This window comes from Streptomyces sp. NPDC034086, from assembly GCF_055575515.1.
The window spans coordinates 170,664-182,505 of record NZ_JBVISM010000011.1; the positions used below are offsets into that span (position 1 = coordinate 170,664).

The window sequence follows — 11,842 nt, forward strand, 5'->3', positions numbered from 1 at the left end:
ATCTTGAACAGCAACACCTTCCGCATGCCCGCGGCCGTTCTGCTCGCCACGGGAGCGGTGGCCCTGCTCGCCGCGCCGGCCGCCCTCGCCACGGGCGGCGGCACCGGGAGCGAGGGAACGTCCGGCGCCGTCGTTCTGCGGACCGGACTGGACGTGGGCCTGCTCAACAAGGCCGTCCACGTCCCGCTGAAGGCCACCCTCAACGAGGTCACCGCCCCCGCCACCGCCGCGAAGACCGCCCTCACCGTCACCCTCGACGGGGCCGAACAGGGGCGGCCGGTCAGTGTCCTGCGGGCGGACGTCGCCACCGCCCGGGCGACCGCCGACAAGAGCCGCGCCGAGGCCGAGTCGCGCCTCGCCCACGCCAAGGTGCACGTCCCGGGCCTGCCCGCGCTCTCCCTCATCGAGGTCGAGGAGGTCACCTCCAAGGCCGTCTGCGAGGCCGGGAAGAAGCCCGTCGCCTCCTCCAACGTCCTCGGCACGGTCACCGCCCTCGGCAAGAAGGTCACCCTCACCTCCGGCGGCCCCACCAAGGTCGAGGTGCCCGGCGTCGGCCTGGTCTCCCTGGAACTCTCCGGTACGCGGACCACCTCCACCACCGCCGCCGCGTCCGCGCTGCGCCTGAAGGTGTCGGTCAACCCGCTGAACCTGAACGTGGCCGAGGTCGACGGCGAGGTCGTGCTCGCCGAAGCGCACTGCGAGGCCCCCCGGGGAACCGCCCCGGGCCCCGGCCCCGCGGCGAAGCCGGACGTCAAGCCGCAGACCGTGCCCCAGGCCAACCTCGCCGAGACCGGGGCCGGTTCGGTGACCCCGTACGTCGCCGGCGGCGCCCTCCTGCTGCTCGGCATCGGCGCGGGCGCCCTCGTCGTCACCCGCCGCGGCAGGACCCGCTAGCCGGTCAGCGCGAGGCCCGCTCCAGCCCCTGGCCGACGGCGCCGCGCGAGGTGACGGCCGCCGTGACCTCCTTGTCGGCCCGGGCGTGGTCGGACCTCCGGGCGGCGCCGTCCGCCGCGCAGGAGGTGCACACGACCCGGAAGGGCGGGCCCATGTCGGAGAACTGCGTGAAGTACTCGGCCTTGACGACCTCCCAGCGGCCCGGGCGCCCCGCCGCCGGGGCGAAGGTGAACCGGGGGATCGAGGACATGTTGCCCCGCGCCTTCTCCGCCTCGTAGAAGCTCGCGACCTGATCGCCCATGCCGAACACCACCCAGGTGCCGTTGATCTTCTCGTAGGGCTGCGGCACGTGGTTGTGGGTACCGAGGACCAGATCGATGTCGGGGAGGCCGTCCGCCCCGCGCGAGGCCGTCAGCGCCTGCGCCAGATCGCGCTGCTGCTGGTCGGGCGCCGTCTGCCATTCGGTGCCCCAGTGGATGCTGAGGACGACGACGTTCGCGCCGGCCGCACGGGCCGCGCGGGCGTCGGCGATGATGCGGCCCTGGTCGATCAGGTTGACGGCCCAGGGCTTGCCCGCCGGGAGCGGTATGCCGTTGGTCCCGTACGTGTAGTCCAACTGGGCGACCTTCGCGCCGCCGGCCGAGAGCAGGGCCGGCGCCTTGGCCTCGTCGGCGCTCCGCGCCGAGCCGACGTGCTTGAGGCCGACCCGGTCGAGGTGGTCGAGGGTGCGGGTGAGGCCGTCGTAGCCGTCGTCGAGGGTGTGGTTCGAAGCGGTGGAGCAGCTGTCGTACCCGGCGTCCTTGAGGGCGTCGGCCAGCTGGTGCGGGGCCTTGAAGGCGGGATAGCCGGTGTAGGGGCCGCCGGGCCGCCCGTACGGTATCTCGTGGTGGCATATCGCCAGGTCGGCGGCGGACACGATGGGCTTCACGCCCGCCAGTATCTTCCGGAAGTCGTACTCCCCGGCCTTGCCGCCCGCGTCGTCCGCCGCCCGCTGGATGATCGAGGGGTACGGGATGATGTCGCCGGTCGCGACCAGCGTGAACGGCGTCCCGCCCGGCACGGACCGGTCGGTCCCCGGCTTCGCCCCGAGCCGCTGCTCGGGGGCGGTGGCCCCGTCCCCCAGCAGCCGGGGCGCGGCGTACACGCCCCCGCCGACCACCACCAGTCCGGCCAGCCCGACCGCTATCCGCGCCGCCACCTTCATGGACCGTCCCCCGTTGCCGTAGTTCCGGCCATCGTAGGCGCCCCGGAGCCCCCGCGCCGGACCGGTACGACGGGCAGGCTCGCCGGCTCCGGCACCGGCCCCGCCCGGCCCCCGGGGCGACGGCGACGCCATCCGCCCGGCCGGGGCGGCGCCCCCGCCGCCTCCCTACCGCGCGGCCAGCGCGAGCGCGTGGTCCAGCGCCTGCAGCAGCCTCCCCGTCGTCGCCCTGTCGCGGACCGCCAGGCGCAGCCACGTCGCGTCCAGCCCCGGGAAGGTGTCCCCCCGCCGCACCGCGAAGCCCAGCGCGCGCAGCCGGGTGCGGACCTCCGCCGCGCCCGGGATCTGGACCAGCACGAACGGCCCCTCGGCCACCCCGGACACCCGCACCTCCTCGAACTCCGCCAGCCCGGCCAGCAGGTGCTCCCGGTCGACCGCGATCCGCCGCGCCGCGTCCTGCGCCTCCGCCAGCGCCGCCGCCGACACGCACGCCTCCGCCGCCACCAGCGCCGGCGTCGACACCGGCCACAGCGGCTGCGCCCCGGCCAGCTTCGCGATGACCTCCGGCTCCGCGAGCACGTAGCCGATCCGCAGCCCGGCCAGCCCCCACGTCTTCGTCAGGCTCCGCAGCACGACCAGTCCGGGTACGTCCATCCGCCCGGCCAGCGCCTCCCGCTCGCCCGGGACGGCGTCCATGAACGCCTCGTCCACCACCAGGATCCGCCCCGGCCGGGCCAGCTCCGCCAGGACCCCCGCCGGGTGCAGGACCGACGTCGGGTTGGTGGGGTTGCCGACCACCACCAGGTCGGCTTCCTCCGGCACCGCCGCCGGGTCCAGCCGGAAGCCGTCCCCGGCCCGCAGCAGCACCCGTTCCACCCGGTGCCCGGCGTCCCGCAGGGCCGCTTCCGGCTCGGTGAACTGCGGATGCACCACGACCGGCCGTACGGCCCCCAGTGCCCGTGCGATCAGCACGAACGCCTCCGCCGCCCCCGCCGTCAGCAGCACCCGCTCGACGGGCAGCCCGTGACGGGCCGCCACCGCCGCCCGCGCCGCCCGGCCGTCGGGGTAGGCCGCCAGGTCGCCCAGGCAGGCCGCGATCCGCTCCTTGAGCCACCGGGGCGGCGTGTCCGCGCGTACGTTCACCGCCAGGTCCACCAGCGCGCCGCCCGCGTCCGCGACCTCCACGTCCCCGTGGTGGCGCAGGTCGTGGTCCTCGGCGGTGGCCACCGCGCAGGTCGCCGCGACCGAGCGCCGCTTCGGCACGAGGAGTTCCCCGCCGCCGGCCAGCGCCGCCGCCTCCGCCACCGAGGCCGTGCCGGAGGCGTCCCGCACCGCCGCCGACGGGTGCGGTACGGGGATGCGCGCGAGCCGGTCCGCCGGATAGCCGACCAACGGCACGCCGAAACGTTTCGCCGCCCCCGCGATCCCCGGCTCCCCGGTCTTCGACTCCACCGTGGCCAGCGCCGCCACCGCCCCGGCGGCCAGCCCGGCCCCCCGGAGCGTCTCCTCCACCAGCGCGCAGACCTCCTCGACGGAGACCCCCGCACGCCCGCCGACCCCGACCACCAGCCGCGTCACGTACTCGCCCACAGCGATCCCTCCTCCGTCCCTCGTCCGTCTCTCGTCGTCAACACGCTGCCGCCCGCCCCCCGCGCACGGAAGTGCGCACCCGGCCGCCAGTCGGTATGCAGGGGCACATGGCGGTGATCGTGGCTTTGGGCGCGTTCCTGATGACGCTGGCCGGCGGCTGGACGGCGCAACGCGTCACCGACCGCCGCCACCTCGTGCTCGGCCTGGCCGGCGGGCTGATGCTCGGCGTGGTGGGCCTCGACCTGCTGCCCGAGGCCATGCACGCGGCAGGCGAAGAGGTGTTCGGCGTACCGCTGGCCCTGCTGCTCTTCGTGGGCGGCTTCCTGACCGCCCACGTGGTGGAGCGCCTGCTCGCCGTACGCCAGGCCGCGCACGGCGCCGGGACCGAGGGCGCGGCCGCCGGCGAGGACCGCCACGGTCCCGGCGGCGCCCGCGTCCCGCAGGTCGGCCTCACCGCGGCCGCCGCGATGGTCGGCCACAGCGTCGCCGACGGCGTGGCCCTCGGCGCGGCCTTCCAGGTCGGCGGCGGCATGGGCGTGGCCGTGGCGCTGGCCGTCATCACCCACGACTTCGCCGACGGGTTCAACACGTACACGCTCACCCGCCTCTACGGGAACGCCCGCCGCAAGGCCCTGATGATGCTCTTCGCGGACGCCGTGGCGCCGGTCGTGGGCGCCGCGTCCACCCTGCTGTTCACCCTTCCGGAGGAACCCCTCGGGGCGTACCTCGGATTCTTCGGCGGCGCCCTGCTGTACCTGGCCGCCGCCGAGATCCTCCCCGAGGCGCACCACCGGCACCCCGCCCTCTCCACGCTGATGTGCACGGTGGGGGGAGTGGCGGGGATCTGGCTCGTGGTCGGCCTCGCCGAATGACCGCCGGCCGGGGCGGGCGGTCACCGGTGGGCTGCCGCGGCTTCCGCGAAGCGCCGGGCGACCGAGGGCCGCGCCGCCCAGTGGGTGTGCAGGTAGCTGGCGTGGACGCCCTGGCGTACGAAGCCCTCGACGCGGCGCTCGGGATGCGTGAACCCCCACGCCGGCTCGGCTCCGGCACCCGGCTCGATCACCGTCCGGTGGAACTCGTGCCCCCGCAGCCGCGTCCCCGCGGCGGCGAGCGAGCTGTCCGTCACCGCCACCGCCTCCCGGTAGCCCAGCGTGAGCCGTTCCGACATCCGGGCGTCGGCGTCGAGCACCCCGCACATCGGCTTCCCGTCCAGGGAACGCGCCAGGTACAGCAGCCCCGCGCACTCGGCGGCGACCGGCCCGCCGGACGCCGCGAAGTCCGCGACGGCCTTGCGCAGCGGCTCGTTCGCCGACAGCTCCGGCGCGTACACCTCCGGGAACCCGCCGCCGATCACCAGTCCGCGGGCCCCCTCGGGGAGCGCCTCGTCCCGGAGCGGGTCGAAGGTGACCACCTCCGCTCCGGCCGCCGTCAGCAACTCCGCGTGCTCGGCGTACGAGAACGTGAACGCGGCCCCGCCCGCGACGGCGACGACGGGCCGCCGGCCCCCGGGCTCCGCGACGGCGGAGACGGTGTCCGCGACGGCGGAGACGGCGTCCCGCGGCGACCACGCCGCGCAGTCCAGCTCCGGGGCCGTCCGGGCCAGCGCCATCAGCGCGTCGAGGTCGCAGCCGGCCCGCACCTGCGCGGCCAGCGCCGCCACCGCGGCCAGGGCGTCGGCCCGCCGCTCCGCCACCGGCACCAGGCCGAGGTGCCGGGACGGCGTCGCCACCTGCGGGGCCCGCCGCATGACACCGAGGACCGGCATCCCGGCCTCCTCCAGCGCCTCCCGCAGCATCGCCTCGTGCCGGTCGGAGCCCACCTTGTTGAGGATCACCCCGCCCAGCCGCACCCGCGGGTCGAACGAGGCGAAGCCGTGCACCAGCGCCGCCACCGACCGCGACTGCGAGGAGGCGTCCACCACCAGCACCACGGGCGCCCGCAGCAGCTTCGCCACCTGCGCCGTCGAGGCGAGCTCACCCCGCCCCGCGGCCCCGTCGTACAGCCCCATCACGCCCTCGACCACGGCGAGGTCGCACCCGGCGGAGCCGTGCGCGAACAGCGGCGCGACCAGCTCCGGCCCGCACATGAAGGCGTCCAGGTTGCGCCCCGGCCGGCCCGTGGCCAGGGCGTGGTAGCCGGGGTCGATGTAGTCGGGCCCGGCCTTGTGCGGGGACACGGCGAGGCCGCGCTCCGCGAAGGCCGCCATCAGGCCCGTCGCCACGGTGGTCTTGCCGCTGCCGGAGGACGGCGCGGCGATGACCAGCCGGGGCACGTTCACGGACGTCACCACTCGATGCCCTTCTGGCCCTTCTGGCCGGCGTCCATGGGGTGCTTGACCTTGGTCATCTCGGTGACCAGGTCGGCGAACTCCACGAGCTTCTCGGGCGCGTTGCGGCCCGTGATGACCACGTGCTGGGTCCCGGGGCGGCTCCGCAGCACCTCGATCACCTCGTCGACGTCGATCCAGCCCCAGTGCATCGGGTACGCGAACTCGTCGAGCACGTACAGCCGGTGCGTCTCGGCGGCCAGGTCGCGCTTGACCTGCTCCCAGCCCTCCTTGGCGGCCTGCTCGTTGTCGAGCTGCGCGTCCCGCTGGACCCAGGACCAGCCCTCGCCCATCTTGTGCCAGACGACGGAACCGCCCTCGCCGGAGGCGCCCAGCACCTTCAGCGCGTTCTCCTCGCCGACCTTCCACTTCGCCGACTTCACGAACTGGAACACCCCGATCGGCCAGCCCTGGTTCCAGGCGCGCAGCGCCAGGCCGAACGCGGCCGTCGACTTGCCCTTGCCCGGGCCGGTGTGCACGAACACGAGCGGGCGGTTGCGGCGCTGACGCGTCGTGAGCCCGTCGTCCGGAACGACGGTCGGCTGTCCCTGCGGCATTACGCGGCCCTCCTGGAGGATTCGGATGTCACTGCGGTACGTACGTTCTTCACGAGCCCGGCCAGCGAATCGGCCCGCAGCCCGTCGAGGGTCACCGCCGGCCCGCCCAGATCGGCGGCCAGCGCCCCCGCCAGCCCGAGCCGGACCGGCCCGGACTCGCAGTCCACGACCACCGAGGCGATCCCCCCGGCCGCCAGCAGCCGGGCACTGCGCCCCGCCAGCTCGCGCGGGTCACCGCCCAGGGACCCGGCCGAGGTGGCCCGCCCGTCGGTGACGACCACCAGCAGCGGGCGCCGCGAGGGGTCCCGCAGCCGTTCGATCCGCAGCACCTCGTGGGCCTTGAGCAGGCCCGGGCCGAGGGGGGTGCGGCCGCCGGTCGGCAGCTTCTCCAGCCGGGCGGCCGCCGCGTCCACCGAGGACGTCGGCGGCAGCGCCAGCTCGGCACCGGCCCCGCGGAAGGTGATCAGGCCGACCTTGTCGCGGCGCTGGTACGCGTCCAGGAGCAGGGAGAGCACCGCGCCCTTGACCGCGCTCATCCGCTGCCGGGCCGCCATCGAGCCGGAGGCGTCCACCACGAAGAGCACGAGGTTGCCCTCGCGGCCCTCCCGGGTGGCCTGGCGCAGGTCGTCCTTGCGGACGACGAGGCCGCGCCCGGCGCGCCCGCGCGCCTTCTGGTGGGGTGCGGCGGCGTGCACGGTGGCCGCCAGGTGCAGCTTCGTCAGCTGCCCCCGGGGCCGCTGGGCGCCGGTGGTGCGGCCGTGCGCGGTGCGGGCGCGAGAACGCCGCCCGGCCGCGCCCTCGCCGAGGCCGGGCACGCTGAGCATCTTGGTGCGGAACGGTTCGGCGGCCCGTACGGCGGCCTGCTCGGCGCCGCCGGCCCCGCCCCGGGGGGCGGAGGGCTCCGGCTCGGGGGCCTCGCCGGCCGGTTCGGCCTCGGCGGGCCCCTCCGGCGTGTCCGGCGTGTGCCCGGTCCCGGGCCCGCTCTCGGGTCCGCCGCCCTGCGGGGGCACCCCGCCGCCCCCGCCGGGTCCGCCCCCGTCGCCGCCGTCGCCGCCGTCGTCCGGACCCTCGGGCTCCGGGTCGGGCTCGGGCTCCGGGTCGGGCTCCTCGTCGGGGAACCGGTCCAGGATCTCGTCGAGCTTGTCCTCGTCGAGGCCCGGCGCGTCGAAGGGCGCCCGCCTGCGGCGGTGGGGGAGGGCCAGCAGGGCGGCCTGGCGGACGTCCTCCTTGCGTACGGAGGTCCGCCCTGCCCAGGCCGCGAGCGCCGTCGCGGTACGGGCCATCACGATGTCGGCGCGCATCCCGTCGACCTCGAAGCCGGCGCAGGCGGCGGCGATCCGCAGCAGCGCGGTGTCCCCGAGCCGTACCCGCGGCAGCAGCGCCCGCGCCGCCACCACCCGGGCGCGCACCTCGTGCTCGTCCGCGGCCCAGCGGGCGGCGAAGCCCGCGGGGTCGTCCTCGTACGCGAGCCGGCGGCGCACCACCTCGACGCGCTGCCCGGGCTCCCGGGAGGCCGCGACCTCGACGGTCAGGCCGAAGCGGTCCAGGAGCTGCGGGCGCAGCTCGCCCTCCTCGGGGTTCATCGTCCCGACGAGCAGGAAGCGGGCGGCGTGCCGTACGGAGACGCCCTCGCGCTCCACGTACGAGGCACCCATCGCGGCCGCGTCGAGCAGGACGTCCACCAGGTGGTCGTGGAGGAGGTTCACTTCGTCGACGTACAGGATCCCGCGGTGCGCGTCGGCGAGGAGCCCCGGCTCGAAGGCCTTCACGCCCTCGGCGAGGGCCCGCTCGATGTCCAGGGCGCCGACGAGCCGGTCCTCGGAGGCACCGACGGGCAGCTCGACCATGCGGGCGGGCCTGGCCTGGCCCGGGCCGGGCTCGTGCGGCCCGTCGGGGCAGGCCGCGTCCGGTGCGTCCGGCGCACAGGAGAACCGGCAGCCGGGGACGACGTCGACCTGCGGCAGCAGCGCCGACAGCGCGCGCACGGCGGTGGACTTGGCGGTCCCCTTCTCCCCGCGCACGAGCACGCCGCCGACCGCGGGGCTCACGGCGTTGAGCAGCAGGGCCAGCCGCAGGTCGTCCTGGCCGACCACCGCTGTGAACGGGAAATGGGTGATGCTCATCCGCTGATCGCTCCTTCGAGTGGAATGCGCCCGCCGCCCAGGGAGCGAGGGTGGCCCGCGGCGCGGGCACCTGACCGGACCGCTTCTCCGGTCCCCGGGTCCACGGGGACGCCGGAGGCCCTCACGGGGCACCCGGCGGGAGGAAGGGGAGGCCGGACGGGGCGCCCCCCTCGATGAGGGCCAGCAGCGCGCGGGTGTCGGCGTGTTCCTCGATCAGGTCCCCCAGCAGGTCCAGCTGCTCCTCCCGCAGGGCGGCGAAGGAGGTGTCCGGGGCCGGGACGAAACGCCGTCCGGCCGCGGCCGCCACCTCCCGCAGGAACGCCCGGCGGAAGCCGTCCGACTCCAGCGAGCCGTGCCAGTGGGTGCCCCACACCGATCCGACCCGGCACCCGTCGAGGAAGGGCTCCCCGCCCAGCACCTCGGCGACCCCGTGGTGGATCTCGTAACCGTCCACCGGCTCGCCCAGGGCGGTACCGGTGGGCCGGGCCAGGGTCTTCTCCGGCGCGAACCGCACCCGGACCGGCAGCAGCCCGAGGCCCGCCACCGAGCCCGCCCGGGACTCGACCTCGTCCTCGATGTGCTCGCCCAGGGCCTGGAAGCCGCCGCAGATGCCGAGCACCGGGCGCCCCTCGGCGGCGCGGCGGGCCAGCGCGTCCGCGAGTCCCCGCTCCCGCAGCCACTCCAGGGCCCGCACCGTGCCGCGCGTACCCGGTACGACGGCCAGGTCCGCGTCGGCCAGTTCCTCGGCCCGGTCCACGAACCGCACGACCACGCCCGGCTCCGCCGCCAGCGCGTCGACGTCGGTGAAGTTCGACATCAGCGGCACCGCGCACACCGCGACCCGCAGCACGTCCTCGCCGACCGGCGGCGCGACCATGGACTCGCGCACCGCGCCGCGCAGGGAGACCCTCAGGCCGTCCTCCTCGTCGATGCCCAGCCCGTGCCGGTACGGCAGCACGCCGTACGTCGCCCGCCCGGTCAGGCCGCGCAGCATCTCCATGCCGGGCTCCAGCAGCGACACGTCACCGCGGAACTTGTTGACGAGGTATCCGGCGATCAGCGACTGGTCCTCGGGGGACAGCAGGGCCGTCGTGCCGAAGAAGGAGGCGAAGACCCCGCCCCGGTCGATGTCACCGACCACCACCACCGGGAACCGCGCGGCGCGGGCGATCCCCATGTTCACGATGTCGGTCCGGCGCAGGTTGATCTCGGCCGGACTGCCCGCCCCCTCGCAGATCACGGCGTCATAGGTGCCCCGCAGCTGCTCCAGGCAGTCCGTGACGATGCCGAGGAGCCGCTCCTGCCGGCCGCCGTGGTAGCCGCGGGCGCTCATCTCGCCCACCGGCTTGCCCAGCAGCACCACCTGGCTGCTGCGGTCGCTGCCCGGCTTGAGCAGCACGGGGTTCATCAGCGCGGTCGGCTCCACCCGGGCCGCCTGGGCCTGCATGGCCTGGGCGCGGCCGATCTCGGCGCCCTCGCGCGTCACGAACGAGTTCAGCGACATGTTCTGCGCCTTGAACGGGGCCACCTTCACGCCCTGCCGGGCCAGCCAGCGGCAGATGCCCGCCGTGACCACGCTCTTGCCCGCGTCCGAAGTCGTACCCGCGACCAGCAGTCCGCCGCCGCGCTTCGTGCCGCTCATCTCCCCGCCCTCCTCGTGCGGCGGCCCGTCCACGAGCGGGCCGCCAGCGTCCGGGCCGCCACGCAGGCCCCCAGCGCCAGCCAGGTCACCCGCCGGGACAGCCGTACCGCGCGTTCGATGTCCGCGGCCTCCACGGGCCGCCCCCGCTCCCCGTTCAGCACCGCCCGGTGCTCGACCCGGCCCCCGTAGGACAGGGTCCCGCCGAGCCGCACGCCGAGCGCCCCGGCGAAGGAGGCCTCCACCGGCCCGGCGTTGGGGCTGGGGTGGGCGGCGGCGTCCGCGCGCCAGGCCCGTACGGCCCCCCGCCGGTCGGGACCGGCCGCCACGGCGGCGAGGGCCGTGAGCCGGGCGCCGGGCCAGCCCGCCACGTCGTCGAGTCGGGCGGAGGCCCAGCCGTAGCGCAGGTAGCGGGGCGACTTGTGGCCGACCATGGCGTCCAGGGTGTTCACGGCGCGGAAGGCCAGCAGCCCGGGGACGCCGGCGACGGCACCCCACACCAGGGCCCCGACCACCGCGTCGGAGGTGTTCTCGGCGACGGACTCCACGACGGCCCGCGCCATCTGCTGCTCGTCCAGGGCCTGGGGGTCGCGCCCGCACAGGTGGGGGAGCCGTTCCCGGGCCACCTCCGCGTCCCCGGCGGCGAGCGCCCCGCCGATCGCGCGGGCCTCCCGGCCCAGCGAGGTGCCGCCGACGACGGCCCAGGTGGCCGCCGCGGTCAGGGCGATACGGGCCGCCGCGGGCCGGGAGCGCACGGCGCGCGCTCCCAGCGCGCCGACGGCGGCGGCGCCGCCCGCGCAGAGGAGGGTGTGCAGGAGGCCCCGCGCGCGGTCGTCGCGCCACAGGGCGCCCTCGACTGCGGCGGCGGCTCGTCCGAAGGCGGCCACGGGGTGCCCCCGGCGCGGATCCCCGAGGATCCGGTCGCCGATCAGCCCCGCCGTGACGCCGTACGCGAAGACGCGGTCGGCACGCATGGTGGCAGGTATGTCCTCACTCAGGGTCCGCGCCCTGGTTCGACGTGTCCGGCGGCGAGAGTTCCTGGCTCCCGGGGCGCACGCGTCGCGTGCGCTCCCCGGTGACAGTGGCGGGACCGCGCCGGATTCGCACCGGACTTCCTCTCCATGCCGCCGTATTGGCTCGGGCAGTCCACCACGGCCTGCGAACGCCCGTCAACTTGCCGTTGACCTGGTGGGACGGACGGCGGAGAAGGGGCGCGGGTGCGCGAAAGCTCCCTCCGGGGGATCCCGGAGGGAGCTTTCGTACGCGGTGCCCGGTGTCGGCCGGTGTCAGCTGACGATCAGGTAGATCCCGTAGGCCACGGCCGCCGCGCAGAGCGCGAAGCAGGCGTAGGCGCCGCTGCGGGCCAGGCCGGCCGTTCCGCCCTGCTCGGTGGCGGCCTCGTGCTTGGACAGGCCCACCAGGCCGAGGGTGAAGAGGGCCACGAGGGCGACGGTGGCGGAGAGGCTGACCCCGAAGACGGAGCCGAGTGCTGCCCAGTCGATCTTCATACTG

The 11,842-nt window shown here is 76.0% G+C and carries 10 protein-coding genes and 1 riboswitch; of the genes, 2 read left to right on the top strand and 8 right to left on the bottom strand.

The window, feature by feature from the left end:
• Nucleotides 1-3: 3 nt before the first annotated feature.
• The gene (locus tag ACZ514_RS23765) at nt 4-894 is read left to right on the top strand and encodes an SCO1860 family LAETG-anchored protein (protein ID WP_469125589.1); all 891 of its coding nucleotides are present in this window, start codon (nt 4-6) and stop codon (nt 892-894) included.
• A 4-nt stretch (nt 895-898) separates the two neighbouring features.
• On the opposite strand, the gene ACZ514_RS23770 is transcribed toward ACZ514_RS23765, so the two are convergent.
• Complete coding sequence (locus ACZ514_RS23770) at nt 899-2,098, bottom strand: CapA family protein (RefSeq protein ID WP_469125590.1); 1,200 nt, start codon at nt 2,096-2,098, stop codon at nt 899-901.
• A 165-nt stretch (nt 2,099-2,263) separates the two neighbouring features.
• Nucleotides 2,264-3,685 carry an Rv2231c family pyridoxal phosphate-dependent protein CobC gene (gene cobC, locus ACZ514_RS23775; protein ID WP_469125591.1) on the bottom strand — a complete coding sequence of 474 codons (1,422 nt, stop codon included), beginning with the start codon at nt 3,683-3,685 and terminating at the stop codon, nt 2,264-2,266.
• Nucleotides 3,686-3,792: 107 nt separating this feature from the next.
• On the opposite strand from cobC, the gene ACZ514_RS23780 reads away from it, so the two are divergent.
• Nucleotides 3,793-4,557, top strand: coding sequence for a ZIP family metal transporter (locus tag ACZ514_RS23780; RefSeq protein ID WP_468167239.1), 765 nt, complete (start codon nt 3,793-3,795; stop codon nt 4,555-4,557).
• A 20-nt stretch (nt 4,558-4,577) separates the two neighbouring features.
• On the opposite strand, the gene ACZ514_RS23785 is transcribed toward ACZ514_RS23780, so the two are convergent.
• The 6 genes from ACZ514_RS23785 to ACZ514_RS23810 all read right to left on the bottom strand — a co-directional run bounded on the left by ACZ514_RS23785 (nt 4,578) and on the right by ACZ514_RS23810 (nt 11,838).
• A complete protein-coding gene (locus ACZ514_RS23785) occupies nt 4,578-5,963 on the bottom strand; it encodes a cobyrinate a,c-diamide synthase (protein WP_469125624.1) in 1,386 nt (461 codons plus the stop codon).
• A gap of 5 nt (nt 5,964-5,968) precedes the next feature.
• On the bottom strand, nt 5,969-6,568 hold the full coding sequence (gene cobO, locus ACZ514_RS23790) for a cob(I)yrinic acid a,c-diamide adenosyltransferase (protein WP_468764376.1): 600 nt from the start codon (nt 6,566-6,568) through the stop codon (nt 5,969-5,971).
• The gene (locus ACZ514_RS23795) at nt 6,568-8,691 is read right to left on the bottom strand and encodes a putative cobaltochelatase (RefSeq protein ID WP_469125592.1); all 2,124 of its coding nucleotides are present in this window, start codon (nt 8,689-8,691) and stop codon (nt 6,568-6,570) included. Before ACZ514_RS23795 ends, cobO begins: the two co-directional genes overlap by 1 nt.
• A 121-nt stretch (nt 8,692-8,812) precedes the next feature.
• Nucleotides 8,813-10,333 (bottom strand): cobyric acid synthase, encoded by a 1,521-nt coding sequence (locus tag ACZ514_RS23800; RefSeq protein WP_469125593.1) that lies wholly within the window; start codon nt 10,331-10,333, stop codon nt 8,813-8,815.
• On the bottom strand, nt 10,330-11,304 hold the full coding sequence (locus tag ACZ514_RS23805; RefSeq protein WP_469125594.1) for a cobalamin biosynthesis protein: 975 nt from the start codon (nt 11,302-11,304) through the stop codon (nt 10,330-10,332). Before ACZ514_RS23805 ends, ACZ514_RS23800 begins: the two co-directional genes overlap by 4 nt.
• Before the next feature lie 58 nt (nt 11,305-11,362).
• Nucleotides 11,363-11,448: riboswitch (cobalamin riboswitch) on the bottom strand.
• Nucleotides 11,449-11,616: 168 nt separating this feature from the next.
• Nucleotides 11,617-11,838, bottom strand: coding sequence for a hypothetical protein (locus ACZ514_RS23810; RefSeq protein ID WP_468167247.1), 222 nt, complete (start codon nt 11,836-11,838; stop codon nt 11,617-11,619).
• Nucleotides 11,839-11,842: the final 4 nt, after the last annotated feature.

Coding starts and splice junctions, on each gene's coding strand:
- ACZ514_RS23770 (WP_469125590.1), bottom strand. CDS start 2,098: ATGAAGGTGGCGGCGCGGATAGCGGTCGGGCTGGCCGGACTGGTGGTG.
- ACZ514_RS23780 (WP_468167239.1), top strand. CDS start 3,793: ATGGCGGTGATCGTGGCTTTGGGCGCGTTCCTGATGACGCTGGCCGGC.
- cobO (WP_468764376.1), bottom strand. CDS start 6,568: ATGCCGCAGGGACAGCCGACCGTCGTTCCGGACGACGGGCTCACGACG.
- ACZ514_RS23795 (WP_469125592.1), bottom strand. CDS start 8,691: ATGAGCATCACCCATTTCCCGTTCACAGCGGTGGTCGGCCAGGACGAC.
- ACZ514_RS23800 (WP_469125593.1), bottom strand. CDS start 10,333: ATGAGCGGCACGAAGCGCGGCGGCGGACTGCTGGTCGCGGGTACGACT.
- ACZ514_RS23805 (WP_469125594.1), bottom strand. CDS start 11,304: ATGCGTGCCGACCGCGTCTTCGCGTACGGCGTCACGGCGGGGCTGATC.
- ACZ514_RS23810 (WP_468167247.1), bottom strand. CDS start 11,838: ATGAAGATCGACTGGGCAGCACTCGGCTCCGTCTTCGGGGTCAGCCTC.